General features: G+C 47.8%; 25 protein-coding genes and 1 tRNA gene. 17 read left to right on the top strand and 9 right to left on the bottom strand.

Annotation, left to right across the window (positions count from 1 at the left end):
• Nucleotides 1-50: 50 nt before the first annotated feature.
• From ACQ4WO_RS24435 to ACQ4WO_RS24415, 5 genes are all read left to right on the top strand, one after another.
• Nucleotides 51-1616, top strand: coding sequence for a recombinase family protein (locus tag ACQ4WO_RS24435; protein ID WP_436483600.1), 1566 nt, complete (start codon nt 51-53; stop codon nt 1614-1616).
• Nucleotides 1613-2515, top strand: a complete 903-nt coding sequence (locus ACQ4WO_RS24430) for a ParB/RepB/Spo0J family partition protein (protein ID WP_436483599.1) — start codon at nt 1613-1615, stop codon at nt 2513-2515. The genes ACQ4WO_RS24435 and ACQ4WO_RS24430 overlap by 4 nt, the downstream gene beginning before the upstream one ends.
• Nucleotides 2512-3393 (top strand): plasmid partitioning protein RepB C-terminal domain-containing protein, encoded by an 882-nt coding sequence (locus ACQ4WO_RS24425; RefSeq protein ID WP_436483598.1) that lies wholly within the window; start codon nt 2512-2514, stop codon nt 3391-3393. Before ACQ4WO_RS24430 ends, ACQ4WO_RS24425 begins: the two co-directional genes overlap by 4 nt.
• A gap of 73 nt (nt 3394-3466) precedes the next feature.
• Nucleotides 3467-3871 carry a DUF1249 domain-containing protein gene (locus ACQ4WO_RS24420; RefSeq protein ID WP_436483597.1) on the top strand — a complete coding sequence of 135 codons (405 nt, stop codon included), beginning with the start codon at nt 3467-3469 and terminating at the stop codon, nt 3869-3871.
• Between the two features lie 131 nt (nt 3872-4002).
• Nucleotides 4003-4560, top strand: a complete 558-nt coding sequence (locus ACQ4WO_RS24415; protein WP_436483596.1) for a hypothetical protein — start codon at nt 4003-4005, stop codon at nt 4558-4560.
• A 178-nt stretch (nt 4561-4738) separates the two neighbouring features.
• On the opposite strand, the gene ACQ4WO_RS24410 is transcribed toward ACQ4WO_RS24415, so the two are convergent.
• Nucleotides 4739-5143 (bottom strand): hypothetical protein, encoded by a 405-nt coding sequence (locus ACQ4WO_RS24410; protein ID WP_436483595.1) that lies wholly within the window; start codon nt 5141-5143, stop codon nt 4739-4741.
• 983 nt (nt 5144-6126) lie between these two features.
• Here ACQ4WO_RS24410 and ACQ4WO_RS24405 point away from each other — a divergent pair.
• The 4 genes from ACQ4WO_RS24405 to ACQ4WO_RS24390 all read left to right on the top strand — a co-directional run bounded on the left by ACQ4WO_RS24405 (nt 6127) and on the right by ACQ4WO_RS24390 (nt 11056).
• Nucleotides 6127-6852: a hypothetical protein gene (locus ACQ4WO_RS24405; RefSeq protein ID WP_436483594.1), complete on the top strand. Its 726-nt coding sequence runs from the start codon at nt 6127-6129 to the stop codon at nt 6850-6852.
• A 115-nt stretch (nt 6853-6967) separates the two neighbouring features.
• A complete protein-coding gene (locus ACQ4WO_RS24400; RefSeq protein ID WP_436483593.1) occupies nt 6968-9157 on the top strand; it encodes a phage/plasmid primase, P4 family in 2190 nt (729 codons plus the stop codon).
• A 102-nt stretch (nt 9158-9259) separates the two neighbouring features.
• Nucleotides 9260-10429, top strand: a complete 1170-nt coding sequence (locus tag ACQ4WO_RS24395) for a tyrosine-type recombinase/integrase (RefSeq protein WP_436483592.1) — start codon at nt 9260-9262, stop codon at nt 10427-10429.
• A 231-nt stretch (nt 10430-10660) separates the two neighbouring features.
• Nucleotides 10661-11056, top strand: coding sequence for a hypothetical protein (locus tag ACQ4WO_RS24390; protein ID WP_436483591.1), 396 nt, complete (start codon nt 10661-10663; stop codon nt 11054-11056).
• Nucleotides 11057-11884: 828 nt separating this feature from the next.
• Here ACQ4WO_RS24390 and ACQ4WO_RS24385 read toward each other — a convergent pair.
• Nucleotides 11885-12229, bottom strand: coding sequence for a hypothetical protein (locus tag ACQ4WO_RS24385; RefSeq protein ID WP_436483590.1), 345 nt, complete (start codon nt 12227-12229; stop codon nt 11885-11887).
• 150 nt (nt 12230-12379) lie between these two features.
• Between ACQ4WO_RS24385 and ACQ4WO_RS24380 the strand changes: the two genes are divergently transcribed.
• Together ACQ4WO_RS24380 and ACQ4WO_RS24375 are read left to right on the top strand one after the other, a co-directional pair.
• Nucleotides 12380-12820 (top strand): hypothetical protein, encoded by a 441-nt coding sequence (locus ACQ4WO_RS24380; protein WP_436483589.1) that lies wholly within the window; start codon nt 12380-12382, stop codon nt 12818-12820.
• 115 nt (nt 12821-12935) lie between these two features.
• Entirely contained in the window at nt 12936-13166 is a 231-nt protein-coding gene (locus ACQ4WO_RS24375) for a hypothetical protein (protein WP_436483588.1), read from the top strand.
• A gap of 116 nt (nt 13167-13282) precedes the next feature.
• On the opposite strand, the gene ACQ4WO_RS24370 is transcribed toward ACQ4WO_RS24375, so the two are convergent.
• The 4 genes from ACQ4WO_RS24370 to ACQ4WO_RS24355 all read right to left on the bottom strand — a co-directional run bounded on the left by ACQ4WO_RS24370 (nt 13283) and on the right by ACQ4WO_RS24355 (nt 17020).
• Nucleotides 13283-13975, bottom strand: coding sequence for a hypothetical protein (locus ACQ4WO_RS24370; protein WP_436483587.1), 693 nt, complete (start codon nt 13973-13975; stop codon nt 13283-13285).
• 690 nt (nt 13976-14665) lie between these two features.
• A complete protein-coding gene (locus tag ACQ4WO_RS24365; protein WP_436483586.1) occupies nt 14666-14953 on the bottom strand; it encodes an H-NS histone family protein in 288 nt (95 codons plus the stop codon).
• A 266-nt stretch (nt 14954-15219) separates the two neighbouring features.
• Complete coding sequence (locus tag ACQ4WO_RS24360; RefSeq protein ID WP_436483585.1) at nt 15220-16506, bottom strand: DNA phosphorothioation-associated DGQHR protein 1; 1287 nt, start codon at nt 16504-16506, stop codon at nt 15220-15222.
• A gap of 10 nt (nt 16507-16516) precedes the next feature.
• The gene (locus ACQ4WO_RS24355) at nt 16517-17020 is read right to left on the bottom strand and encodes a hypothetical protein (RefSeq protein WP_436483584.1); all 504 of its coding nucleotides are present in this window, start codon (nt 17018-17020) and stop codon (nt 16517-16519) included.
• A gap of 390 nt (nt 17021-17410) precedes the next feature.
• Here ACQ4WO_RS24355 and dndC point away from each other — a divergent pair, with 390 nt between their 5' ends.
• The 5 genes from dndC (at nt 17411) to ACQ4WO_RS24330 (ending at nt 22735) form a co-directional block, all read left to right on the top strand.
• Nucleotides 17411-18595 carry a DNA phosphorothioation system sulfurtransferase DndC gene (gene dndC, locus ACQ4WO_RS24350; protein WP_436483583.1) on the top strand — a complete coding sequence of 395 codons (1185 nt, stop codon included), beginning with the start codon at nt 17411-17413 and terminating at the stop codon, nt 18593-18595.
• Nucleotides 18588-18800, top strand: coding sequence for a DNA modification system-associated small protein (locus tag ACQ4WO_RS24345; RefSeq protein WP_436483582.1), 213 nt, complete (start codon nt 18588-18590; stop codon nt 18798-18800). The genes dndC and ACQ4WO_RS24345 overlap by 8 nt, the downstream gene beginning before the upstream one ends.
• A gap of 22 nt (nt 18801-18822) precedes the next feature.
• A complete protein-coding gene (dndD, locus tag ACQ4WO_RS24340) occupies nt 18823-20901 on the top strand; it encodes a DNA sulfur modification protein DndD (protein ID WP_436483581.1) in 2079 nt (692 codons plus the stop codon).
• Nucleotides 20898-22439 carry a DNA translocase FtsK gene (locus tag ACQ4WO_RS24335; RefSeq protein WP_436483580.1) on the top strand — a complete coding sequence of 514 codons (1542 nt, stop codon included), beginning with the start codon at nt 20898-20900 and terminating at the stop codon, nt 22437-22439. The genes dndD and ACQ4WO_RS24335 overlap by 4 nt, the downstream gene beginning before the upstream one ends.
• Nucleotides 22440-22661: 222 nt before the next feature.
• Nucleotides 22662-22735: transfer RNA gene (locus ACQ4WO_RS24330), tRNA-Gly, on the top strand.
• Here ACQ4WO_RS24330 and ACQ4WO_RS24325 read toward each other — a convergent pair.
• Nucleotides 22724-22921: a hypothetical protein gene (locus tag ACQ4WO_RS24325; RefSeq protein WP_436483579.1), complete on the bottom strand. Its 198-nt coding sequence runs from the start codon at nt 22919-22921 to the stop codon at nt 22724-22726. The genes ACQ4WO_RS24330 and ACQ4WO_RS24325 overlap by 12 nt on opposite strands.
• Nucleotides 22922-23098: 177 nt before the next feature.
• On the opposite strand from ACQ4WO_RS24325, the gene ACQ4WO_RS24320 reads away from it, so the two are divergent.
• Complete coding sequence (locus tag ACQ4WO_RS24320; RefSeq protein ID WP_436483578.1) at nt 23099-24256, top strand: Fic family protein; 1158 nt, start codon at nt 23099-23101, stop codon at nt 24254-24256.
• Between the two features lie 18 nt (nt 24257-24274).
• On the opposite strand, the gene ACQ4WO_RS24315 is transcribed toward ACQ4WO_RS24320, so the two are convergent.
• Both ACQ4WO_RS24315 and ACQ4WO_RS24310 read right to left on the bottom strand, forming a co-directional pair.
• Nucleotides 24275-25264 carry a tyrosine-type recombinase/integrase gene (locus ACQ4WO_RS24315; protein WP_436483577.1) on the bottom strand — a complete coding sequence of 330 codons (990 nt, stop codon included), beginning with the start codon at nt 25262-25264 and terminating at the stop codon, nt 24275-24277.
• A gap of 19 nt (nt 25265-25283) precedes the next feature.
• A complete protein-coding gene (locus ACQ4WO_RS24310; RefSeq protein ID WP_298402779.1) occupies nt 25284-25508 on the bottom strand; it encodes a DUF4224 domain-containing protein in 225 nt (74 codons plus the stop codon).
• Nucleotides 25509-25514: the final 6 nt, after the last annotated feature.

Below are 25514 nucleotides of genomic sequence, written 5' to 3'. Positions count from 1 at the left end.
ATGCGGAATTCATTGAAGAATCCATTGCTACTTAGGGCCGGTGGAAAATCATGCATGACGGAGAGCGACTCGATTTTGCCGAGGGTAAGACCATGTCGCTAAGGGCGGTGCAATACGTTCGCATGTCTACTGAGCACCAGCAATACTCCACTGAAAATCAGGCTGAAAAAATTAGGGAGTATGCCAAGCGACGGAACATCGAAATTGTGCATACATACACGGATGCCGGAAAAAGTGGTCTGAGCATCGAAGGGCGTGCATCACTTCAGCGTCTCATCCATGACGTTGAAAGCGGAACCCCAGATTTTCAAATAATTCTAGTGTATGACGTCAGTCGTTGGGGGCGATTTCAGGATGCAGACGAAAGTGCCTACTACGAGTATCGTTGCCGTCGCGCCGGAATTCAGGTCGTTTATTGCGCAGAACAGTTTGAGAATGACGGCTCACCAGTTTCGACAATTGTGAAGGGCGTGAAGCGTGCCATGGCCGGTGAGTACAGTCGTGAGCTATCTGCAAAGGTCTTCGCCGGGCAGTGTCGCTTGATTGAACTTGGCTTTCGACAGGGTGGCCCTGCTGGGTATGGTTTGCGTCGTGTTCTCGTCGATCAAACCGGTGCATTCAAATCGCAGCTGACTCGAGGTGAACACAAATGCTTGCAAACTGATCGAGTCATTCTTGTTCCTGGTCCTGACGATGAGGTTCGTACGGTTCAGCTGATGTATCAGTTGTTCATTGATGAAGGGCTGATGGAGTCCGAGATCGCTGCACGTTTGAATAGCATGTCGATTCGAACCGATCTGGATCGCGCGTGGACACGCGCCACAGTGCATGAGGTATTGACGAACGAGAAGTACATCGGCAACAACGTGTACAACAGGATGTCCTTCAAACTGAAGAAGTTGAGGGTGGAAAATAGCCCTGACATGTGGATCAAAAAAGTTGGTGCCTTCGAACCAATTGTAGCGTCAGATATTTTCTACACAGCACAGGGCATCGCTCGCGCACGTGCTTATAGGTACACGAATAGCGAATTAATCGAGCGCCTGAGATCCTTGTACCTGCAGCGTGGACTGCTGTCTGGTTTGATCATTGATGAGGCAGAGGGCATGCCGTCTTCATCGATCTACACCCATCGTTTTGGGAGCCTGCTTAGAGCCTATGAAATTGTCGGATTCACCCCAGATCGTGACTACAGGTACTTGGAAACGAACAAGTTTCTAAGACGTTTGCACCCTGAAGTTATAAGTAGCACGGAGAAAAAAATCGTCAGCCTTGGCGGCGAAGTGCTTCGTGATCCAGCTACGGACCTTCTGAGGATCAATGATGAATTTAGCATTTCATTGGTACTTGCACGTTGTCAGGCTCCAGCCGAAGGAAGGCTCCACTGGAAGGTCCGATTTGATACTGGTCTGGCACCTGACATAACGGTTGCCGTGCGCCTTGATTCCACTAACCAAGCAGCCCTCGATTACTACTTGTTGCCGCGTTTAGATTTCGGGCAAACGCGCATTAGTCTTGGGGAGCGGAATCCGGCAGAATTTGAAAGCTATCGATTTGACAGCCTTGACTATCTCTATGGCATGGCTGAGCGTACGCGAATAAGGAGGGCTGCATGAGTGCAAAATTAGACCCGGGTGAGCTGATGATGATCCCCATCGACAAGATCGATGTACTTAATCCACGGGAGCGAAACAAAGCCGCATTTGAAGAAATCGTTGGCAACATTCAGGCCATTGGTCTAAAAAAACCAATCACGGTTGCGCGACGTGCGGGCGAGAGTGGCAGCGAGCGCTATCTACTGATTTGTGGTGAGGGCCGCATGAAGGCATTCTGTTCGCTCGGTGAAAAAACCATTCCGGCGCTTGTCGTAGATGTCAGCGACGAGGATGCTTTTATTATGAGTTTGGTCGAAAATATTGCACGCCGCAAGTATCGAGCGCTTGAACTACTGGCCGGCATTGAGCAGCTTCGGGATCGCGGCTACGACAAGAAAGCCATTGCCAAAAAAATTGGGCTCACCGTTGAATACGTCCAGGGGATTTTAATATTGCTAAACAGCGGTGAGGAGCGATTGCTTGTCGCAGTAGAGAAAGGAAAGATTCCATTGAATGCAGCGTTGACAATCGTTGGTGCAGGTGACGATGACAAAGCGGTGCAGGCCGCGCTTCAAGATGCATATGAATCTGGCAAGCTCCGTGGAAAGCAGTTGCTTCAAGCTCGTCGCGTCATCGAGCGTCGGCTAAGTTTGGGACGGTCCGTGGCACGGGGTACTCCCCGAAAAATTCAGGATGTCACAAGTTCTAGTCTAGTCAGGACTTATCAAAAAGAGGTTGAGCGACAGAAACAAATGGTAAGGAAGGCTGAGATCGCTCAGCAGCGACTCTTGCTTGTCGTTGGGGCCTTGCGACAACTTCTAGCGGATGAGAATTTTACGACTTTGTTGCGTGCGGAAGGACTGGACTCATTGCCCAAGTACCTAGCCGAGCGCGTCTGGCCAGTGGGGCGTGCAGCATGAGTAAAATATCTATAGGATTTGATCTTGTTCCGCTGAAGGTGCCGATTGAAAGAATCTTGCCGTCACGAAAACCGCCGGTCGGCGTCGTAACTTCGCGCAAATACTCACAGATTCGATCGTCAATCAATGAGATCGGCCTAATTGAGCCATTGTCCGTGGCAGCGTCGTCGCCAAAGACAGATCAACATGTCCTGCTTGATGGCCATATTCGTTTGTTGATCCTTGCTGAATTAGGCTACACAGAAGTTCCCTGCTTGGTTGCTTCGGATGATGAGAGCTATACCTACAACAACCGTCTCAACCGCGTAACATCAATTCAGGCGTCTCACATGCTACGGCGGGCCATTGAAAATGGCGTTACTCCTGAGAGATTAGCTAGAGCATTTGATGTAGACCCGCGTACGATAACGACGAAAGCTACATTGCTAGATGGGATCTGTGCGGAGGCCGCCGATTTGCTGAAAGACCACCAATTCGCTACAGACTTAGCTCGTGTTTTGCGCAAGATGAAGCCAACTCGACAGGTAGAGTGCGTAGAGCTGATGATTTCCGCCAACACCGTTACGATAGCCTACGCTAAAGCCATGTTGCTCGCGACGCCACCGGAGATGTTAGTGAAGGGGAAAAAAACGGCAAAACTTACGGGGATAACTCAAGAGCAAATGGGGCGGATGGAGCGCGAGATGAGCAACCTGCAGGGACAGTACAAAGCTGTCGAGCAGACCTATGGTGAGGACATTTTAAACTTAGTGATTGCTAAAAGCTATCTTGCAAAGCTGCTGGCAAATAAAGCTGTTGCTCGCTTCCTTAAGCAGAGGCAATCTGAAATGCTTGCCGAATTCGAGATGATCATAAAGACGGTATCACTCGATGCATAAATTACCCTAACTCCGTTGTCCCTTAGCCGTTTCTCATGGATGGTTCCCGTATCGTAAATAACGTGGAATCGGCATGGATCTCTACCATCAAAACTACATCAAGCTGTTACAACTTCTCCCAGCTCTGCAGGATATGACCGGGCCTGCAAAGCTCACAGCAGTGGGCCATACCGATGTGCATGTAGACGTGATCGAGCGCCACAAGCATCGTCTGGTACTTCGCATGAGCCACTACTTCCAGCGACTGCATGGCGCAGCGATACCGGACCCTGATATGACCATAGAGGTGTTTCCGCTGGCAGAGACCGTTGGCGCGCTGACGTACATTGATTGCTTCGGCTCCCGCAAAGTGTTTTGCGCAGAATTGATGGCCTTTAGCCCAATGGCAAAAGCAGAGCTGAACAATTTCCTTGATCAGTGGCTGACGAAGATGATTGCTGAAGGGCGAAGCCCGTCGAAGGCTAAGCTTGCACAATGATGGAGCATCGCTCGCTGCGCGAGCGATGTTCGTAGGTAGTCGGAAATGAGCAATATGTAGCAACCTCGTTCGTTGGATGCTTGAATTACAATAGGTTTAGCGCTTTCGCCGTAATCAACAAGGAAAGAAACATGAATGCCACAGAGCCGCAGGTCGTAATTTTCCTGCGCCAAGTTCGCAACCGCTCCCATGAGCATCGACAGGCTATGAATTTGCTTACAAGCGCTCGACTGGCGGGCCAGATGACCGCGATTCTCCGGCAGGAATTGGACTCGATGGTACGTGTCATTTATCTACTCACCCAGACGGTTGAGCGTCGCACGCTACTGATCAATACGTCAGTCCAGGGGAAAAAATGGCCTAAGGTCACTGATAAAGAAATGGTGGATATTGCTCAAAAATTGCAAGGCTGGACCCAGTCCGTCTATAAATTCGGCTGCGCTTTCATCCACTTATCTGGGCTGCACGACTACAAACACCGCGATCCGCTACACCTTCTTTCACCAGAGGAGCGATCTGCCATTCTTCAACATTGCCGCCACTATCATGGTGGGCCGATGCAAGATGATGCTACCTTTGACGACCTCATCTCATTTTTTCCTCGCGTTTTTGAGAAGATTTCCAGCAACCTTGGTTGTTATCTTGAGGCACTCGAGCGCGGTGAGGCACTTGACGATCATGAGACCTAAACCAACGTGAGCTTGTTGATCAATTGCAGTTATCGCTAGTACTACTGACGGAATGCCGGGCACCTCCGTAAGATGGCGGCCCACCAGCAATTAGCGTTGGTGGGAGAGGGGTGTCAGCTGCAATACTCCCTGTCGACAAAGCCGCTGTATGCAGGCTGGCGTCCCGTCCAACATCCCTCTAACCTAACTTCGCCTTGATCAGTTGGTAGTACGTGCTGGCACCCGCTGCGCTCAACTTCGCTTCGGCCACGAACTGTTCAACGATCTGCTTGCGAGTCATATCTTTTTGCTTAGACATGCGCGCGTAGATTGCGGAAGCAATTTCCATCTTCGTCGGCACCTTCGGTTTCTTTTCGGCCTTCGCCGAAGTTGACGCGCCTGTATCGGGTTTTCCTTCGCTCCCCGTCGTATCCGCAGTCGGCGTCGATGAAATCGGCGTAGCGGCGTTTTTAATCGGTCCAGTCACGCTGGGCGACGCACTAGCCATTGTTGTTTGCACCGTAGTGGCAGCGTTCGATGGCATTGCCGGTTGCTGGCTGTTCGTTGTCTTCGGCAGCTCGGTTGAAGTAATCTTTGCATTCATGATGTAGGTTCTCACATGTTTAAGGAGCCTTTACCATCAACAATTTTCACCGGCTAGGCAACGACCAGCTTCCAGGCCAAAACCTGTTCACCTCGTCACGATCCACTGATGTCAACATCCGCTGTGACAGCAATTTTCGGTGGGCAGCCACCTCATTTCCCATCACACCCGCTGGGTTATCCGCTTAAGACCCGCATGAATACAGGGCTGCGAGAGCTACGTCAGAAGCTTTGCTGGCTCTTAACGTATGGGAGTATCCTGATCCGCGACAACCTGCCTACACGTAGACGCGCATAAAGCTGGCTTACAGCGGATGGGCTATTCGTCACGCCATATTGGCGACTTGTTGTGGAGGTTGGGGGCGTGGCCGCCGCAACGATGTTAACGATTATTCGTGGTGGTGGGTAAATATCATCTAATCAATCATTGCCGATTTTTCACTAGTTTTTAAAAATAGGATAAATCGTTTATATCATTTATGATTTTTTGATTGATGTTCGATCTGGATTGTGGCTGCTGGGTATGACTCGCCATCAAGGGGGCTTGACATCATGGGGAGATATGTAGATAATTCCTACCGTACGACAAGGGAAGAATGTGATGAGGTCGACGGCAAGGTCGGTCATTCGTATGTGTGCATATCTCCATGGTTGGCTGATGCTAATCATGAGGACTGAACAACTACGATCATTTATGCCGGGTAGCGTCTTTGATCACTGAGGCGCGGGACGAAAGTCAGATCTGAAAATACAGATCACCACGGCAGGTATAACCCTGAACGTAAGTGAGCTACATCCGTAGCCCAATTACGTCCAGGTTATACCTTGCTAAAAATCTCTTGTGGATACTTGGTAGGTATAACGGCTTGACAATAAATTTGCTACATCTGTAGCTTTTTATTACTAACAACCGCGTTATACCTGCCAACAATTCTTGCCAATGGTTAGGTTGAGCGCGTCTTTTTTCTTTAACAGGACGCTAACATGACCAATTGCATTAAAAAATCTGCAGTAAATCCCCTCGATACCGTCGGCACTCCAACAGACGTTGTACAACGCTCTGTATCTGCGCCCGTAATTTTCCCGCCATTACGCTTAACCACGGCCGCTGTAGATAGCTTGGCTGTAGTTGTGCCGAGCTTAGCCTTGACCTCCTCCAAAGCCATGTCTGCCAGCAGCCAGCAGGCTCGTTTGTCAGCAATGAGTTCGCGCGTGCGTAAAAAATCCAAAAAAATCATTGAAGATGCATTGTTACGTGTATTTAACTTTCCTTCCGGCATTTTAAGCTTTGACTTTCCTAGCGATGCGACCTCCGGAGAAAGCATCGGAGCATGGCTGACTGAGGGAGATCTTGTCAGTTTTGCCTCCCCAGCTGAGGAATTTTTTATTTCAGTCGATGAGCCCGGCAATATTCCAGTTATCGAATCTACGGTGTTAGCGAAGTTTCGTGTAAATGCAACACGAAAAATTCATAATGTTTTTGCAATTGAAGATCCTATTTTTGCTAAAAAAGTATCCACAGCTGAAGCTGTATTGACACTTATTTTGCAAAATATTGATTTTTCTGTACATCGCGAAGTTGAACCGATGAAAAAAACCTTGACCGTTGATGAGGCTTACGCTGCCTTTAAAACGGCGAGCGTTGAGTTGTCGAATCCAATCACACACCAAGTGATCGCCGATATTATCAAACGCGATGCGGTTTCTTAAATAAGAAAACAGAGCAATTTCCGGAGTAGCAAGGAGGATTCCTCCTTGTTCTAATAATACTATTTCCTCAATGCTGTCTATATGACGGCAGGGGAACTTATCGCCAAAAATATTTATGAATACACCGAAAAGTAATACCGTAGAGCACCACGCTTCCAATGAATTTGATGTTAAAAATGACATGTATGCAGTCGCTGTTAGCTATACCATTACCTATAAATGGCCGGTATTTCCCTTGATCGCAGGTGCTAAAAAACCAGCAACCCGTAACGGATTCAAAGATGCGTCGCTTGACGAGACACAGGTGCGTGATTGGTTTCCATCCGGCAGTGCCTACAACATCGGTATCCCCACCGGTAGCAAATCTGGCATCGTGGTGCTCGATTCGGACGAAAAACCTACAGTGTCTGGAGCCGCTTCGCTCGCGTTGCTGGAAGCGCAACACGGGCCGTTACCTTCGACACTTCGCAGTAACACCGGCGGCGGCGGGGAGCATATTTTCTTTCGTTTTCCCGAAGGAGCTAATGTTCGCAATCGCACTGCGGTACTTCCCGGCCTCGATGTTCGTGGTGAAGGTGGTTATATTGTAGCGCCTGGGTCCCGGGTGAATGGAGGGATGTATATTTGGCAAGATGAAACAATGCCAATTGCTGAGTTGCCAGACTGGCTGTACACATTGATAACTGAGAATAAAGTCAGTGAGAAAACCACTACTGCAACGCCGGGTATTATCAAATCTGGAAGCCGCAACGACTCACTCCTTCGTTTCGCTGCGGCACAAATGCACTCTGGCCATCCTCGCGAGAAAGTAACGGATGTAACGCTTAATGCCAATCTGTTGATGTGTGAAACGCCCTTGCCTGAGGACGAGGTTTTGCAAATTGTCGAGAACGTGTATCGGCTCTATCAGTCTACGCCGGCACGGGATCTCACAGATATCGGTAATGGTAAAAAGATGGCCGAACTCCATGGTGCGCGTTTGCGTTACCTCCTGGAGACGAAAGATAGCTGGCTGCAGTGGACCGGTGTGTTCTGGAACCGGGTGTCTCAAACAGTCATCAAAGGCTTGTCGAAAGATGTTCCTGCATCGTTTTTGCAAGAAGCCACCTTGTTGCCCCTGGGGCCTGAAAAGTCATTCCTCAAGCGGCATGCCGCCAAATCCTCGTCGAACGGCAAGCTGGACGCTGCTATTGAACTGTTCAAGTCTGAGCCGGGGATCGGGATCTCCATTTCTGACCTCGATAATCAAGACTACTTGTTCGCGGTGCAGAACGGCATTGTCGATTTGAAGACAGGCAATTTCTTGCCCCCAGACCCAGCCCTGCTCATCACTCAGGTGGCTGGTACAGTCTTCGATAAAAATGCTAATTGTCCGCGTTGGGAAAAATTCCTTGATCAAGTAATGGGGGGAGATCCTTCGCTCTCGATCTACTTGCAGCGCGCTATTGGCTATGCAATGACTGGCTCTATCAAAGAACAATGTTTGTTTTTTGCCTACGGCTTTGGCGCTAATGGCAAGTCGACATTTCTGAACGTCGTCCGCGCCTTGTTCGGTGACTTGGGCATGCAATCTTCTTCCGAAACATTGATGGAAACCAAGCGTTCAAGTAGCGGTACCTCCCCCGATATTGCACGGCTGCGCGGAAAACGCTTTGTTTCGATGAGCGAGACTGACGATGGGCGTCACCTTAACGAAGGCATGCTGAAGTCCCTCACCGGTGGGGATCCTATCATTGCACGCGATCTGTATGAAAGCATCTTCGAGTTCAACCCTACGCACAAGTTTTTTCTTGCATCGAACCATAAGCCAACGATCAAGGGTACGGATCATGGCGTATGGCGCCGTATCCGTCTGATCCCGTTCAACGTCACTATCAGCCCAGAACAACGCAATCCGAATCTGGAAGCTGAGTTGCGTGAAGAGTTGCCAGGTATTTTGAACTGGGCCATTAAGGGCTGCTTGGCGTGGCAACAGGACGGCATGACGACACCTAAGGCCATCGAACAGGCCACTAAGGAGTATCGCGACGACATGGATATCGTTGGTTCGTGGATCAGTGAATTCTGCGAAGTTGGTGTCTTTGAGGAGATGAAATTTGACGCTGCATATAAGTCATTTGATCCTTGGTGCAAGGAAAATTACAACTTTTCTTTCTCCAAGAAGCGTCTGGGACAAATGTTGACCGAACGTGGCTTCGAGGCAATTAATCGTGGAGGGCGCATCTATAAAGGTATTTCTATCTCTAAAAAGCTGAACGATGCATTCCGGTCCGATCTGGGTGATGAAGGGCAGACTACTTGGTGACGGAGAGAGGTGCTGAAAATTATAGCATGCTGTGGCTGTTGAACTAGGCACCTTCCTTCAATTGGTTCTGTTGCACCTTCCACCACATATGGCGGAAGGTGCTTGTCATTCAAGCAAAAAATTGAGATCACGATGGCCCTTCACAAACGGCAAAATAGTAGTAACTGGTACTACGCGTTCCAGGTTAAAAACAAAAAATATGTAGGCAGCACCGGCACGGCAAATAAAACCAAGGCCTTGCAGGTGGAGCGTGAAATGCGCAATAAAATCCATAGCGAAACCTACCTCGGCGAATCAGAGGAAATCTCGCTGCGTGATGCAGTGTTGAAATATCTGGAACCACGCAAGCAGTATTCGTACTATCGCGGCATGGAATCGATCTCGCGCAAGATGTTCGGAAGCAAGCGCGATCCGAAAACCAAGAAAGAAAATCCCTGCTACGGCCTGCCAGCGACCCTCTTCTTGCATGAGATCCAGACCAAGCACATCGAGCGCTTGGTGGCCAAGCGGAAGGCCGAGGGTGATAAGCCTGCGACGATCAAGCATGAGATCGGGTTGATCAGTTCCACGCTGCGGGAGATGCAACGGCTGGGCTACAAAACAAATCGTGACGTCGTTTTTCCACAGCTAAAAACGTCGTATCGCCTGCGCTATCTGGATTCCAACGATGAGGCAGCATTGTTGCGTGAACTCGATCCGAACACGGTGAGAAGCGGCGTTAAAACGCTGGAAGCGCGCACACCAGAGATGCAGCGCAACATTCAAGATAACTACGATCTTGTGATCATGCTTCTTGATACCGGCTGCCGATACTCCGAAGCTGCGAACCTGCCGTGGACGGCTGTTAATTTAGAGGCCGGAACGTTGAATATCTACCGTAGCAAGGTCAATAATGAAGACGTGCTGTACATGACAGACCGGCTGCGCGAAGTGGTGCTGCGTCGTCATGCAGATCGCCGGTTAGATGCACGCTACCTCTTTGAAAACAAGTTAGGCACAGCACGCGGCTATGCTGCGCAGGCGATCAAGAAGGCAATGGACCGCGCAGGAATGAACGATCCTGATGTAGTGAAGGAGAAGGGCGGGAAGGTCACGATGCATACACTGCGGCACTCCTACGCCAGCAAGCTGGTCAAAAACGGCGTCAGTCTGTTTGAGGTCTCAGTCCTGCTTGGTCACAGCGATCCGAAAATGACACAACGCTATGCCCACCTTGCGCCGAACGACGCCAGCAGGAAGGCCGTGGGCATCATCAATGCGCTGCAAGGCTAGATGACGCTGCGCGGGCGGAATCATCAATTTCTGCCGCGTTGCCTTTTCGCATATGCACCGCATATTTGCAGGCGTACACGCCGAAAACACGACCGTCGATTTTTCACAATTTATCAGCGAATCTGCAGGCAGTGACTGCACGGGGGTAAAACGTTCGTTGCCCCGTGACGATGCCTTGCCCGTCAGTTTTTTCCCTGATAAATACCTCACCAACTTACGCAGGAGCGGCCTATGCCACAATTTTTACAGAACATCGACCAGATCGGTCGTGCCAAGCAACGTGATGTGCTTGGCTTAGAATTTTCCGGATTTCAAGGTCACTACGCAGCAAACCCCATGCGTGAAAAGATCCTTGCATGGCTTGAGCACAAAGGCATCGCATACATGGAATGCGGAGGTTACACCAGTGAGATGCGGATGGAGTCGTATCGAGGGCAGCTATACATCGACTTGCCATACGAGGTTGCGAACCCGGCTTACCTTGAACTAGAGGCGTACCTGGAAGATGCGGATGGCACGATGCGTTGGGAAGGGGTGAGGTTCACACTTTACACACTGGGCTATTGCATGAAAAATGCTCATCATGATGAGCCTGGCTTTTGGGAACGTTGGGCAGAAGGGTTTTAATGCAGTATGACGTTATCATTTCTTGGTAATGACAACGTCTCTGCCGGTCATACATAGTGCTACCTATTTTTGTAGAGGAGCTAACTAAAATTTATGGAACCGGCAGCTTGTTGCGATAAATTAAGGCGATAACTGCGGAGGTAATAAAACCTAGCCATCCTACAAGATCGGACAGATCCCTAAAAACAACTCCAACGAAGATCAAGAATGGAATGTATAGCATGAATGTTTGGAAAACCCACTGAACCATAAAATTCATAATTGGCTTCATTTCCGATATGTCTGCACCATGATCGGAATAATATTCGCTAAGATCTGATCGGCAATTTGGGCATATTTCAGCGATCATTGAAATTTCGCTGCGGCAGTGCGGACACTTCATAGTATTTATTCCTTAAACTATTAATACGAAAATTTTAAGAAAAGGTACTATCGAGCTATAACGGGTTTTCGGTCTTTCGTGACGACCACGTTTGAGCAATCGAGTACTTGTATACGTGCGCCAGCATGCAAAGGTCCTGCTGTCCAGTTTTCGTATAGATCACCATCGCAGCGATACTTGAACTTGGTCCCGGTAAATCGCAGGTCAGGCAGTGGGCCGCAGCGGTCACAGGGAACCTCCACGTATTGAGGATTGACTTCGATCACTTCTACGAACCGAAGACGCGGCTGCTGGGCCGCGCTGGTGGACATCGTCAGTGACAACGCGAGTAACGCAAATCTGACGCGCATGTGCAGGTATCCTTTTTGGTCAAGATGGCAGGTCCTCACCTGTCTGCACAATGCTCGTCGTGACGAGCTGGCAAACAATGCGGTGATGAGTAGGATTTACTTTCCGCCTAGCGCTGCATTGCAGTTCGGGCACTCGTATGTCTTCACTGAGCCAGTCGTGAAGATGGCGACGCCTAGGCCGACGATTGCGTGGAGCCACAATGGCAGAATTGATGAACCCTTCATCGACAGAACGATGTCGATAAATACTAAGATGGCGAGAGCAATAACGAGGTAGGTCAGCGACTTCTTTGACGAGACACGATTTGTTTTCTGCGCCACGCCCATCATGCCTACATAGCCGCATTCCAAGCACGTCAATTGCTCATGCTCACTGTACTTGGCTAAGTTCGCCCGGACATGCTCCGGCAGCACTGTCATTCCCTGATTATTCTGATTCATGTGGTCTCACTTCCGCCGTGAAGATAGGCATTGAATTGCTGGAATTGGACGGCAGCGATGCCGATGAGATCATTTTATAGTAACTATACGTTATTGCACAACGTCAATATTTCTACATAGTTACTATGGTAGTCGGTAGCGTGCTATCACATGCAAAACACCAACGAAAACCTTCGCTTAGAGTTCAGCGAACGGCTGCAAAAAGAGTTCACACGTGCTGGCTTACCTATCTCCAGCCCTACAGAAATTGCCAGGCAATTTAGTGAGCTTTATCCCGAGAACAAGATTGCCGCGCAAACGGTGCGCAAGTGGCTGCTGGCCGATGCGATACCTACACAGGCGAAGTTGATGAGTCTTGCCGAATGGCTTGAGGTGTCAGCTGAGTGGCTGCGTTTTGGCACAGGCAAGCGCCGAGCTGCGAAGGCCAGCGGCAAACCTGCGGAAAGTGAAGTGGGCGTTGTGGTGGTCGGCAAAAATCAAGCGGCCATCGTGCCTGTGGTCGAGCTTCTTGCGAAACTGTCGCCGAAGAACATCCGCATGGTAGAGAGCATTGTTCGTTGCGTTCTTGCCAGCCAAGAAAATGGCTCGTAGTTGGCGATGATGGAGCTGGCCTTTACATGTCGTCGCACAATTAGCAACGGGTTGCGTTGAGGTTCTCGGCGTTCGCATTGACGGTATCAGCACCATCAATGACCGAAAGCCCAGCATGACCAACAAAAAGCCCATCATTCGCAAAACTGCTTCAGCGCATCAATCCACGAAACTGGACGTGGCCACGCTCCGCAATATGGCTCATCAGCCTGAACCCTCAGGCGTACATAGTGATGCTTCCCTTCAAGCGATCATCGAACTGCTCACGAAGCTATCCCCCTCCAACGTGGATCTGGTCACAAACATAATTCGCGCCATTGTTGATCAACAGAGGCCTGAAAACTAAGGTCTTATAGGTGAATTTACGAGGCTAGCAGTGCTAGCCCAATATGCCTTGTTTAATTGAGCATAGGGGAATTCTGCCGCAGCCTTAGCCGCGGCAGCGAGTGGCCCTAGGTGAGATTACGGCGAAATGTTATGTTCGGCAGCGGCGATCATATTTTTGATATACACCGGAATTTCTGGCACGCACTCTAGCAAAAGACCTTCCAGTGCGGAGTAGAGTTGATCGGTGGTCACCTCTTGCGTGACATCGTCAGTGCACAACTCCGAGCGATACAACTCTTCATACATATCCCCGAGAGATTTTGTTGTGTTGTAGATAATATTTGCGATATCTGATAGTGTTTCCTCAAAGCATTCAGCAGACCGGGCTACGCCAAATTTGCTGCCGGAAGAAACATCCTCTGCCATGTCAATGACGAGCCACCCCTTCATGTTGCGCAAATAGGTTCCATCGTCAACGATATAGTCGACACACCACTCCGGGAACCATGCCACTTGAATCTCGCTTAAGAAGACCCGAATGCTCATTGTCGAGTTTAAGACCGGATAATAATAGACGCGGCATGTGCCTCCGAGTTTTTTGAATTTTTCCTGGAGGCTATCTTCGAGTGCTGTCTTAATAGCGTAACGCAAAGCCGTACAGATTTTCAGCAAATCATGGTGGTCGTATGTCGCCCCATCGAAATAATTGGCAGCGGGTGCCGCTAAGACCTCCTGTTGAATATTGAGATATTCCTGTGGCCAATGAGTGATTTCGCCAGAGGAATTGGAAGAAACCGATGAAGTTGGTTGCGTCTGCTCTGCGTACATATTTTAGTACCTTCAATGTAAATTTATATGGTGCTCAGTGCATAGGCGTACAGAGGCCGCTCCGTGTTGCCACAGTTGTATAACTGAAGAGCCGTAACTGTACCGCCTAAGACAAGGGCAAATAGTGAAATTATTACGTGGTAAGTCGAATGGACGTGGTCCATATGTCGATCATCACGGATTGCCATCATTGAGGTTGGATCGTGCGAGATTAACTCGGCCTAGCAGGCATTGCGCCGTGCTTCGATGCCCTTGGGAGGGTTTAGAAATTTGCTAGGGATCTACCTCACCATATAGACACAGTGGAAGTTCGATAGGTCTACTATAGCAATTGTGAGTTTACATTTGCAAGGGGGAATTGAATTTTTTTGAAAATTTGTCTGTCAAGGTTTTCTCAAAAAAAACACATGGGGTGTCGTAATTTCACAACGCCTTGCCATGCCTTTGTGTAGTGCACGACTTCTGCCATACGCCTTATCTGATTTGCAGTATGGTATTCGTGAACGTTTCGTTCCACGTCTTAAAAACGACTAGAAACGGTTCTACGGCGTGGAGCGATATAGATATGCATCGATGCGCCGAATCGAATTGAAATCGATTCTAGGTGTCATAAAATCGTTTTTAAACGTGTTCGAAATTCTTCGGATGCATCAAACAGGTTCGCGCAGCACAAGCTGCGCGCTCTCTGAATTACTTGATCAAATACTGATCTTTATCCTTACCTTCCAGCCACCTTGGCGGACGGCCACGACCTGTCCAGGTCTCGCCAGTGGCATCATCGCGATACTTCACTGCGACTGTACTTGGAGCCTTGACCGCCTTCGTTTTGGTCTCCTTGAGGTCGTCAATGCTGAGGCCATATTGCTTCATGATGCTAGCGATTTGTGCTTTCGCACCTGCGAGTTCGTTCTTACGTGCTGCTTCCGCGAGTTCTTGCAGTTCTGCGATCTTGGCAGTGTATTCTTGATACGTGGTCATGTATTTTCCTTGTAGTTGGGTTGCAAATGACACTTTACGCGATTTCGCCAATACTATTCAAATGTAACGAAAAATATCTTAGAGCTGAAGTGAGTATGGATCAATCCCACAGCAAACCACAGCCTAAAATCGATTAGAAACGCTGCTATCGCGAAATCGGTGATATCCATGCATCGCCTGCTGGATTGAAACGAAAATGATTCTATGAATCTTAAAATCAATTTCAAAAATGACTGAAGACTTTCAGCTTCTTTAATTGAGAAAAATCAAGAAATGTCGATGCTTGGTCTAGCCTCCTGGCAGGCAACCCTCCATTCCTCCTTAATTTTTAAGGAGGAATTTTTGTCAATTAATCCGATGCAAATTGCAATGCAAGTCTTTATCGCGGTACGACCAGAACCTGATGCATTTACAAAAATCTGTGAAGAAAAATCCAAATTTTCCGCTTTAGATAATATATCAGCGAAATACCGCTCGCTGAAATCCTTCTTCTTTAATGCGGATCCGGCTAAGTCTCTGAAAATGTCAAATAGCGCTTGAATTCCAACGGTCTTGGTGATATATGATCCTTCCTTCGCATTTTTCCAAAAGATAGTATTCGCTGCTCGGAAAAAGTTCATTGTAGATAAATAAATAACTTTGTCATTCCCGTCTAGATAGAGATCACGCAAAGGAGAAGAATCTTTTAAATTTCTCAAAATTTCTCTGGTTCTTCTACTTTCTGTTAGTTCATCCGCTAATTGATTGCGATCGCGTTTTGCATTACTCGAAAATAACTTCACAATACCCTCAACCACGGTAGCCATAGATATCATCCAATAGCCCTGGGATTTTGCTTCAGCTTTCGATATCGAAAATCCATTTTTTGCTGCAATCAAAATTCTATTTTTAAATGGCGAATCTTCCTCGACATTCAGCTTTCGCGCTAAAGAAACAGCCAATTTATCCGGACTCCACGCCTCTGGCAGTTCATTTTCAATATTGTAGCCAAAATGCTCATAGGTCAAACTTTTTGTTACCGGTTTTTGATTTGAATTTATTGTTGCAAACAAATAGGCTTGAAAGGGTTTTGGAAGATCCATAAAAACAGAGCATAATAATGGCATTCTCAGTTTTTCGGATCGAGAAAAATTAAAAGAGAACAATCTATGTTGGCCGTCTATAATAGGGGCTAACTTTTTCGCCGAAGGAATAACTAAACTGTATTGCAAATTTCCATCTGAATCAGTCAATGTTTCTATACGCCATCTTAGGTCGTCGTCTTCTTCAAGTGCCCCATCAATTTCAGCATAATTAGCCGCCAGAATAATGGAATTCGGAAAGGCTGCTTCTTCTGAATCTACGTAGTTTGCAATTTGTTTTAACCGAGGAATCAATAATTCTCTCTGCACCCCTTTCAAGGAGTACGTTATACCATCGTCATCTAACGATGCGCTCAGACGCTCGCTATAACACACTTGAAGAAGAACTTCAGCTGATAGAGCTACAGCAAAGAACGTTCCAATCGGTTGTTCGATAGCGATTGCGGGTACACGAATTGGGTAGTTTATCATTTTTTAAGCCTTATACGGCAAAGCCATTAGAACTTCCTGCTGGAGGCTTGTGGGGGTTATCGCCCAGTGAGTCAGCAGGGTTTATATTATCATGCAAATTTTCATCGCCGCCGTTAGCCACCCACCACAGGAACGTTGCAATCAGAATGCCAATAACGCCCCAGACATAGGGATATTCACCTGTGAGTTCTAATCCTTGCAATACTGCAATAAGAATTAGAGCACTACCTATTAATGAAGCGAACGAGCGAACGTGACGTTTTTCGTCTTCTTTGATTATTAATTGCATTGATGAGCCAACGGCAACTGCGGGAAAGTACGTATAGATAGCGGTTAAGATCCCCTCCGAATTACCGGCTCCGCGAGCATGCTTTATTAGCTCCACCCAGATTCCTAGACCGCCAATTCCCCAAACTGCAATCAACAAATACGTCCAAAAACTAAACTGACCAAGAGGAGTCGCTAACTGTGTCCTAAGATAGGTTGCCAAAGGGCGGAAGGAATTGTTTTTCATATGTGGGATTTGCCTACGTAGTCTTCATGGCGCGAAGTGATCAGGCATTCTAAGGGGATTTTGCGACTTTGCCCAAACGAAATGTTGCTCGAGAGCAGATAGTAAAATTGTTGATTTGTGTTGCTTATTTTGCATGCCTCGGTGGGCCTGGGGACGTAGGCGCAGTTATTTTGGTGTGCAGAAACGTCAGATACCTCTCCATAGTTAACTCTGAGCTATCGTCTGCATCAAATAATCCCGATACGTTCCTCTCCCGTAAGTGGAAAATTGCCTTTATTGCACTTTTTCATGTGAGCGCCAGTGCGGGTCTTACAGAGGACGTAAATTCATGTCAAAATACGCGGTTAAGAAAATTAAGGCGAAACACCTATCCGTAGGTGCTGGTAATCCATGAAAGATGACGTTGCAAGCGAGCCCAATAGTGCCGATGAGTTGTCGGCTGAGCAATTATTGTCCGATCACTTGACGGAGTCGACAGAGGACCGATGGGCTCTTGTGGTTAAGAACATTCGGGAAGACTACCTTGATGAAAGCCAACGCTTTCCCTGGATAATAGGTTTTTCCGGTGGGAAAGATAGTACACTAGTGGTTCATGCAACAATCGATGCGTTGATGTCAATTCCACCGTCGCGTCGAACTAGACCGATACATGTAGTATCCAATGATACTTTAGTTGAAAGCCCGGTGGTAATTGCGCATCTAGACAAGGTAACGAAAGCAATTCGAAAAACAGCGGAGAATCTTGAACTACCAATTATTGTTGCTCGAACTACGCCCAACATTGAAAAATCTTTTTGGGTTTTGCTAATTGGTAAGGGCTATCCAAGTCCCAATCAGACTATGAGATGGTGTACAGATAGATTGAAGATTCAACCAACTAGCGATTATATAAAAAAATATATTTCGGAGTCGGGAGCAGCAATTGTCGTTCTAGGCGTTCGAAGAGATGAAAGTATTTCGCGTCAACGATCAGTTGACAAACACCGCAATGCTAGGGATAGCCGGCTGTCCCCTCATAGTGAACTTTTGGGCGCGCTCATCTATCGTCCAATTGTTGACTTGTCCACTGATGACGTTTGGGAACTTCTTGGTACACATCCCGCGCCTTGGGGGGGAGCCCACACAGACTTGTTTCAGTTATATCGTGATGCTGATGGTGGTGAATGCCCTGTGGTACTCAGTAAGGAGGAAGCTCCCGGGTGTGGAACCCCCAATAGCCGCTTTGGCTGCTGGACTTGTACGGTGGTCGAAAAAGATAAGAGTTTGCAAGGCTTTATAGATATTGGCAATCACCAGTATAGGCCTTTAGTGGAATTTAGGGATTGGTTGAAACAAATACGAAACAAATCGGAGCATCGACAGGCCTACCGCAGGAATGGTCGTTTAACCTTTGATGGGGCAGGAAAGCACATTCCAGGGCCATTTACTATTCAAACTAGGAAGCTAATTCTTGAACGTTTGATTGCAGTTCAGGATGAATTTGGTGATGTTTTGATAAGTGATAAAGAGTTGGATCTTATTTATCAAAATTGGACAACTGAGCTTCAACAGCAAAAAGGATCAGCAGATGGATGATTTTGTAGAAAATAATTATTTGAATGATCTTCCGCTTTGGGCTGACGACGATGCGAAAGAAATTCTTTTGGCTGTATGTAAAAAAAATAATATTTCACTCGATGTTGTAACAGAGCTTGTTATTGTTCAGCGCGAACGCCAACACCAAGAGCGCGCTCGCGGAATAAATAAAAGATTCGAAGAAATTCTTGGATTAATAGAATAAGATTGGATAAGGAAGTTATAGAATGTGGATCTCAAAGCTCGAACTAACTTGCTTTAAAAGTTATCAACACCAGGTATTTGAATTTCCTGAGCCAGAAAATGGGAAAAACATTGTACTGATTGGTGGTATGAATGGATTTGGGAAAACCACAATTCTGGAAGCTCTTTATTTATGTCTGTATGGAAAAGATGCAATTATTCACCTAGCCCGTGCCGGATTGAAGAGTGACGATAAAAAAGGCTATCCTACTTTTTTGGAAGGGGCACTTAACGGCCAGGCCAAGCGAGACGGTTCAGATGTCATGATGGTTCGGGTTACCATAAATCGGACGAAAACTAAAGCAATTGACATTTGTAGAAAATGGTTTTTTAAGTCAAATGGTAGTGGAACTTGGACTGGTGATGAAGAAGCTGTCGTTCGTGACGTGATTCGAGGGATTCCAGAAAGTCCCCGGGTCGACGGTCGAAATGGTTTTCATTTCTCAGAAATGCTGGATGAGATATTCGTCCCGGCCCATATCGCACCGTTCTTCTTTTTTGATGGTGAAGAAGTTAAAAAGCTTGCTGATCAGTCACGTATTGAACAAGTAAAACAAGGCCTCGAAGGTCTCTTAGGTGTCGAATTATTACGCCATCTCGCAGATCGTTTGAAAAGCTTTGAAGGTGTAAAACGGAGTGAAGTTATATCTGTTGATGAAGACAGACTGGCAGGGCTTAGCGAGCAGCTGGATCAGTGCGAAGGGCAACTGAAGAAATTACTGCAAGGCGCTGAAGCCGCTGAGTCTCAAAAGAACCGTTTACGTGCTGAACAGCAGTCGTTGGTGGAGCGCATAACTTCCGCCGGCGGTGGTGGTGGGGACATCGCGATGGTGAAAGAGCTCGTAGAAGAGCGAGAACAAATAAGAAATAAGTTACGTGAATCACATCGTGAGCTCGAAGATATTCTGTCAGGAAGATTGCCTTTTCACTTGATACCTAATGAACTAACTGAAGAGTATAAAGGTCAAGTTGGAGCCGAAATTAACTGGTTTGCTTGGGAGTCAGAAAAACGGTCGCTCGAGCCTAGAAAAGTTGAATTCCAATCCGCATTTGGTTCACAATTAGTCCCCGTCATATATCCTGCACTTTCTGAAGATCAAAATTCTGCAATAGAAAAGCGTCTAGATGCTGCCTGGGAAGCTTTATTCTATCCACCGCCGGATGATTGTGCAGACGAAATAATTCACTCTTATTTGCACGATGGACAACGTGAAAAATCTTTAGATTTTTTGAACTCTATGGCTTTGGGGCGTAAAGAAATTCAAGAAGTTTTGAGTAGTCAATATGCTTTCCAACAAAGAGCTGATGAGTTGGGAAGAAAAATTGCGCGTTTAGAGGGTATCGATCGAGATGGCACTCTGACGGCCCTAAAGGCGGAACTAGAAAAGATTCAATTTGATATAGATGCCTTATCGGAAAAAACAAGAAGTGATGATCGACTAATTTCCTCTCTTGAATATCAAGTTAATACTATCCGTGCAGATTTTATGCGTGAGCAGGGCAGGCTTGATGACTCTAGTCCCGTTCGTTCCTTGATTGAAAAGTCTGAAAGAGTTCGAAAAGTATTAGATGAAGTAATACCAGCTTTGTTTCCCCTCAAGGTTAAAGCACTGGGTAGGGCAATGACAGAAGTTTATAAAAAATTGGCTCATAAACAGCAGGTCGAGAAAATAGAAATTACGCAGGATGGGAATGCAAAAATATTGAGCAAAACTGGGCGAGAAATTATATTTGATCGTTCTGCCGGTGAAAATCAAATATTTGCTACTGCGTTGATTGCGGGGTTAGCTAAGGTTTCCGGTGTGAAGGCACCAATGGTTGTGGATACTCCGTTGGGGCGGCTAGATAGTGAACACCGCAATAATATCGTTAATTTTTGGGTAAGCGATAAAAGCCGTCAAGTTATATTACTTTCTCAGGATGAGGAAATCGACTATCGATTCCATAAGGAAATCGCAGAATATGTGTCCGTTACATATTTACTCGAACACGTTGACGTTGGTGATGGTATTGGACGGACCACGGCTAAACAAGGAAAATATTTCACGAAGGGGCGGCGATGAGCACTTTAGTTCTACAGCAAATAATGGGCTCGAGATTCCGTACTAGTTCTGATGCCGATCGTGCGACTAATGTCTTGCGTGAAAATTTAGGATTGTCGACCAAAGCAAATGTCGCTCGGTTGGCCATAGGAAGGTCTCTAGCATTGGGGGCTCTGTCTCCGGATGCTATTGATTCCAAAGGAATGGAAATACCAGCTACGGTGTTGTTTACCAGCGAGGATATCACTGTTTGGGTAGGTCTGCTTGTTACCCATGCTAAGGCTTTTAATAGTGAGCCGGTAAATTCGATGGAAGCATTTCGTGTAGTAGTCAGGAAACATTGGCATCGCGGCGTTCACCTATTAATGGAAGATTGGGATGATGCGGGTGGTAATTTTGATCGATTCTTAGAAACGTTGATTGTACGACGTGCTGAACTTCCGGATTCTGCTGTAGGTACGTCTTCTACGGCGAAATCTTTGATGAGCAACGAAACCGCACAAGATTTGTCCAAAATTTTAATTAAAGGACTTTCTGATATTGGTATTTCTGCTGAAATTAAAGGGCTGATTCACGGGCCGCGAGTTACTCGATATAAGGTTTTTCTTGCGGATATAAATCAGCTCGATAAGTTACGTCGTGGCTTAGAGCGACTTGGACTGGCCTTAAATCTTCAAAAGGCTCAACCAACTTTAACTCATGGGGACGAAGCAAAAACGGTGAGCCTTGATGTACCACGAACTGCCGCTACATGGACAAAAATTGGAATTCTTGAGTTTAAGTCTTGGATTTCTAATGTGGCTCCTAGCAAGGATAAGCTGATGGTTTATCCCGGAGTGGACGTATTAGGTAAGCCTTATACGTTCGATCTGGCTGCAGCGCCGCATCTTCTGGTGGGGGGGACTACAGGAAGTGGGAAAAGCGTTTGTCTTCATGCATTGATACTTTCTTTGGTTACTGGACATTCTGCGCATGAACTTAAATTGGCATTGATTGATCCCAAGCAGGTTGAATTTTCAGTTTATGCTGGTAGCCCCTATTTGTATAACGCAGAGCTTGCAGTGAATTCTAGTCAAGCGCGAGCAATGCTTGTAGAGATTGTCGCTGAAATGGAAGCTCGATACGCTATTTTTGCGAACTCGAGCGTTAACAATATTGCAGAGGCCCGTAGAAAGAAAATCGATTTACCTTTTATTGTCGTGTTTATCGAGGAATTAGCTGATTTGTTATTTGTTGATAAGTCAATTGAGGATTTAATAGTACGTATTGCTCAAAAAGCTAGAGCTGCGGGTATTCACTTAGTTTTGGCAACGCAGCGACCAGATGCAAAAACTTTCTCGGGCCTTATCAGAAGCAACATTCCAGCTCGCATTGCTCTTATGGTTCAAAAAAGTACTGAGTCGAAGATCATACTTGATGATTCCGGTGCGGAACTCTTACTCGGTTCTGGCGACATGCTTATTAAAGCTAAACCTGGTGGATCAGGAGAAAGAGCGCACGGAGTTTACTTTGAACGTAAAGATGTGGAAGTGCTCTTAAAAGAGGCACAGCAGCGTTAGTAGATACTTATCATGTTGAATAGGCAGTCAAAAATACTTATTGAAGATGATATATATTTCTCAAACTGTTATTTTCCTGCGCTGGGGTAATTGATATATGGTGAGATGGTCTATGGCTTTGGGCCATCACACCTCGGTGAAATCGGCCATCGCATTTTCGATCACAGCAACCATGCCGCAACGTTGCCAACAGCGGTGAAAGCCGCGTAAAATGCAGGCTTCGCGGGTGTAGCTCAATGGTAGAGCAGAAGCTTCCCAAGCTTACGACGAGGGTTCGATTCCCTTCACCCGCTCCAATGAGAAACGGCGTAAAACCGTTTTCGCCGCTCCACAAAGCAAAAATTGCTCCACAAAAGGCGCTCAGGCGAGCTTTTCAGGGCCATGGTTAGATTGCCATTTGCGCAATAAATTTCACCCATTTCAATTGTTCTATCAGCAAATTTTTCCGGAAAAAGCACCCCCGCTTTCGTCTGTCCGCTCATGAAAAACTTGCACGAAAAGCTACTATCCTCCCCTAAAAATTTAGATGTCTTGACTTGTGATTTTGGATTATTACACATGTAATAATTTGAGAATGTGCGTAAGTATATGATTTTTAGGTGTATTATCTTGAAAATTCAACTTAATTCTTGTCGCCATTTAAGAAAAGCAGGATCGCTATGCCAGACTTCCACCACTTTGACCTGAAACTTTTAAATCCTTCGTTCGACTCGCCGCTTGTCGATGTTCTAACGGAACTGGAACACTTGCGGCGATTGCAACTTGGGGGCACAACGCCCGCGTCAACCTTCTTCCAGCTCAAGCATATTTTCCACATGCTGGAAAGCCTCGGATCTGCGCGAATCGAGGGCAACCATACGACTCTTGCAGACTACGTCGAGACTTCGGTGGAAGGGGGCACGAACGATAGCGACCAGGTGCGCGAGATCTCCAACATCGAAAAGGCGATGCAATATATCGAGGATGTGGTGACGCCGAATTCCGCGGTCTCGGAACACTTCATCCGGGAGCTGCACGCGCTGGCAGTGCATGACCTGGAGAGAGAGGGCGACCGCACGCCTGGCGCATATCGAACGGGAGCGGTTCGCATTGCGAAGTCAGACCACCTTCCGCCAGATCCTGTCCTTGTACCTGGTTACATGGAAGAGCTGATGGGGTTCATCAATCGAGATGATCCTCCCAAGTATGCCTTGATCAAGGTTGCGTTGGCACATCATCGTTTTGGCTGGATTCACCCCTTTAGTAACGGCAATGGGCGCGTCGTGCGTTTGATGACCTATGCCCTTTTGATCAAGTATGGTTTCAATGTCAAAACAGGCGGACGGGTGTTGAATCCGACCGCTGTTTTTTGCAATGACCGCGAGCGCTACTATGCGATGCTTTCATGCGCGGACAAGGGGACGGATGAAAGCCTGGATCGCTGGTGTACCTACGTTTTGCAAGGCATCCTGGATGAACTGCAAAAAGTGGACCGGCTGACCGACTACACTTTCTTGAAGGAAAAAATCCTGATCCCCGCGCTTGCTTACTCGGTCCAGCGGCAATTGATCACGCATGAGGAACAGGCGATTTTGCTTGAGGTGGTAAAGCTGGGCACCGCGAAATCCGGGGATCTGGCCAAGGTGATGCCTGGGCTAAATCCAGCTCAGCGCACCTACCAGATCAAGCGCCTGGTGGAAGGCAAGATGCTGCAGCCCATTAAGCCTGGCGCACGCCAGTACACGATGTGCTTTACCAACAACTACCTGCTTCGCGGGGCCATCAACGCGCTATCGAACGAGGGCTTCATCTCGGCGTCCTTGCTTGGCCCTGTGTAAGCAGGCATGCAACGCGGCTTACCGCGTCGGCTCGACGATCTTCCCGCGTCGTAGGTAATGCCGTTGCGTGGTCCTCACGCTATCGTGCCCTAAAAGATCGCTGGCCGCCTGGTCTCCGTGTTGGTCCGAGGTGTCGTCGGCGGCTTTTGCGCGGAGATCATAGAACCAGAATTTTTTGATCTCCGGTAGCAATTCGGGATTCTTTTCGGCAGCCAGCTTTTTCGCCGCATCGAATTGAGAGCGCAGCGCCGGACCCGTCAGGCGCTTGCCGTGGGCATTCACCAGCAACGCGGCAGTGACGATGCTGCGTGTCGCCTTGCGTGCCTTGATGCGCTCAATCAAGGCGGCGAGTTCGCCGACAACCTTGATGCGCAAGGGCTGTTTGGTTTTTTCTTGTGTTACGACCAGGTAGCCACCGATGATGTCGTTTTCGGTCATCTTCAACGCGTCGGCAGGCCGCTGGCCAGTCAAGTAGGCAAGATCCATTGCATCGCGCAAGGGAGCACTGGCATGCGCCCACACCGCGTCGAATACAGCATCCGTGATGTAGACCGTGCGCTTGGGCAAGGAATGGCCCTGTATACCCTCGCATGGGTTTGGCAAGTCGGTATAGCCCCAGCCGCGCGCATGGTTCCACATGGTCGAAAACACGCGCTTGCAGCGATTCGCCGTGGTTGGTTTGTCCGCACGATCGTCCAGGAACTGGCGTATGTGCATCGGCTTGATCTGCGCAAGCGGCGCCTCGGAAAATGCCGCCAGCAAGTGCTTGATGTCGGAGCGGTACATGCGGGCTGAGCTGGCGGCAAGCTTGGGCACCGCCTCGACCAGATAGCGCTTCTCGACATCGGAGAACGTCGCGTTGGCGATGACCTCCACCACGATGTTCAGTTCAGCATATTTTTTCAGCGCCAGGATGAAGTCGGGCCCAAGCGGAATTTCCTTGCGCGGCTTGTCCTTCGTGTACATGTAGTAGTACACCTTGCCGCTGCGCTGCGTGCGCGGGTGCATGCATGGCGGCATGTTCAAATTACGTGTGTTTCGTCGGCCCATTTTTATTAATCCTTGGCATTACCCATGTTTTTTCCCGTGGCGCTTCCTTGCGCCCCTCAACTGCAGCGACCGCGACAACCGGCCGCCCGATGGCATTGACCCAAAAGGGGAGACCCATCTTCCGCAGCGCCTCAATTTGCTTCGTTTTCATCTTGCGGCCGGTCAGGGCGCAGATTTCGTCCATGGACAGGAACGTGCTCATATGGAT

It is taken from the genome of Janthinobacterium aestuarii (assembly GCF_051380835.1).
GTDB classification, from domain to species: domain Bacteria; phylum Pseudomonadota; class Gammaproteobacteria; order Burkholderiales; family Burkholderiaceae_D; genus Janthinobacterium; species Janthinobacterium aestuarii.
This window is presented reverse-complemented; position numbering and strand designations above follow the sequence as displayed.

Coding starts and splice junctions, on each gene's coding strand:
- ACQ4WO_RS24435 (WP_436483600.1), top strand. CDS start 51: ATGCATGACGGAGAGCGACTCGATTTTGCCGAGGGTAAGACCATGTCG.
- ACQ4WO_RS24430 (WP_436483599.1), top strand. CDS start 1,613: ATGAGTGCAAAATTAGACCCGGGTGAGCTGATGATGATCCCCATCGAC.
- ACQ4WO_RS24425 (WP_436483598.1), top strand. CDS start 2,512: ATGAGTAAAATATCTATAGGATTTGATCTTGTTCCGCTGAAGGTGCCG.
- ACQ4WO_RS24420 (WP_436483597.1), top strand. CDS start 3,467: ATGGATCTCTACCATCAAAACTACATCAAGCTGTTACAACTTCTCCCA.
- ACQ4WO_RS24415 (WP_436483596.1), top strand. CDS start 4,003: ATGAATGCCACAGAGCCGCAGGTCGTAATTTTCCTGCGCCAAGTTCGC.
- ACQ4WO_RS24410 (WP_436483595.1), bottom strand. CDS start 5,143: ATGAATGCAAAGATTACTTCAACCGAGCTGCCGAAGACAACGAACAGC.
- ACQ4WO_RS24405 (WP_436483594.1), top strand. CDS start 6,127: ATGACCAATTGCATTAAAAAATCTGCAGTAAATCCCCTCGATACCGTC.
- ACQ4WO_RS24400 (WP_436483593.1), top strand. CDS start 6,968: ATGAATACACCGAAAAGTAATACCGTAGAGCACCACGCTTCCAATGAA.
- ACQ4WO_RS24390 (WP_436483591.1), top strand. CDS start 10,661: ATGCCACAATTTTTACAGAACATCGACCAGATCGGTCGTGCCAAGCAA.
- ACQ4WO_RS24385 (WP_436483590.1), bottom strand. CDS start 12,229: ATGAATCAGAATAATCAGGGAATGACAGTGCTGCCGGAGCATGTCCGG.
- ACQ4WO_RS24380 (WP_436483589.1), top strand. CDS start 12,380: ATGCAAAACACCAACGAAAACCTTCGCTTAGAGTTCAGCGAACGGCTG.
- ACQ4WO_RS24375 (WP_436483588.1), top strand. CDS start 12,936: ATGACCAACAAAAAGCCCATCATTCGCAAAACTGCTTCAGCGCATCAA.
- ACQ4WO_RS24370 (WP_436483587.1), bottom strand. CDS start 13,975: ATGTACGCAGAGCAGACGCAACCAACTTCATCGGTTTCTTCCAATTCC.
- ACQ4WO_RS24365 (WP_436483586.1), bottom strand. CDS start 14,953: ATGACCACGTATCAAGAATACACTGCCAAGATCGCAGAACTGCAAGAA.
- ACQ4WO_RS24360 (WP_436483585.1), bottom strand. CDS start 16,506: ATGATAAACTACCCAATTCGTGTACCCGCAATCGCTATCGAACAACCG.
- ACQ4WO_RS24355 (WP_436483584.1), bottom strand. CDS start 17,020: ATGAAAAACAATTCCTTCCGCCCTTTGGCAACCTATCTTAGGACACAG.
- dndC (WP_436483583.1), top strand. CDS start 17,411: ATGAAAGATGACGTTGCAAGCGAGCCCAATAGTGCCGATGAGTTGTCG.
- ACQ4WO_RS24345 (WP_436483582.1), top strand. CDS start 18,588: ATGGATGATTTTGTAGAAAATAATTATTTGAATGATCTTCCGCTTTGG.
- dndD (WP_436483581.1), top strand. CDS start 18,823: ATGTGGATCTCAAAGCTCGAACTAACTTGCTTTAAAAGTTATCAACAC.
- ACQ4WO_RS24335 (WP_436483580.1), top strand. CDS start 20,898: ATGAGCACTTTAGTTCTACAGCAAATAATGGGCTCGAGATTCCGTACT.
- ACQ4WO_RS24325 (WP_436483579.1), bottom strand. CDS start 22,921: ATGAGCGGACAGACGAAAGCGGGGGTGCTTTTTCCGGAAAAATTTGCT.
- ACQ4WO_RS24320 (WP_436483578.1), top strand. CDS start 23,099: ATGCCAGACTTCCACCACTTTGACCTGAAACTTTTAAATCCTTCGTTC.
- ACQ4WO_RS24315 (WP_436483577.1), bottom strand. CDS start 25,264: ATGCACCCGCGCACGCAGCGCAGCGGCAAGGTGTACTACTACATGTAC.
- ACQ4WO_RS24310 (WP_298402779.1), bottom strand. CDS start 25,508: ATGAGCACGTTCCTGTCCATGGACGAAATCTGCGCCCTGACCGGCCGC.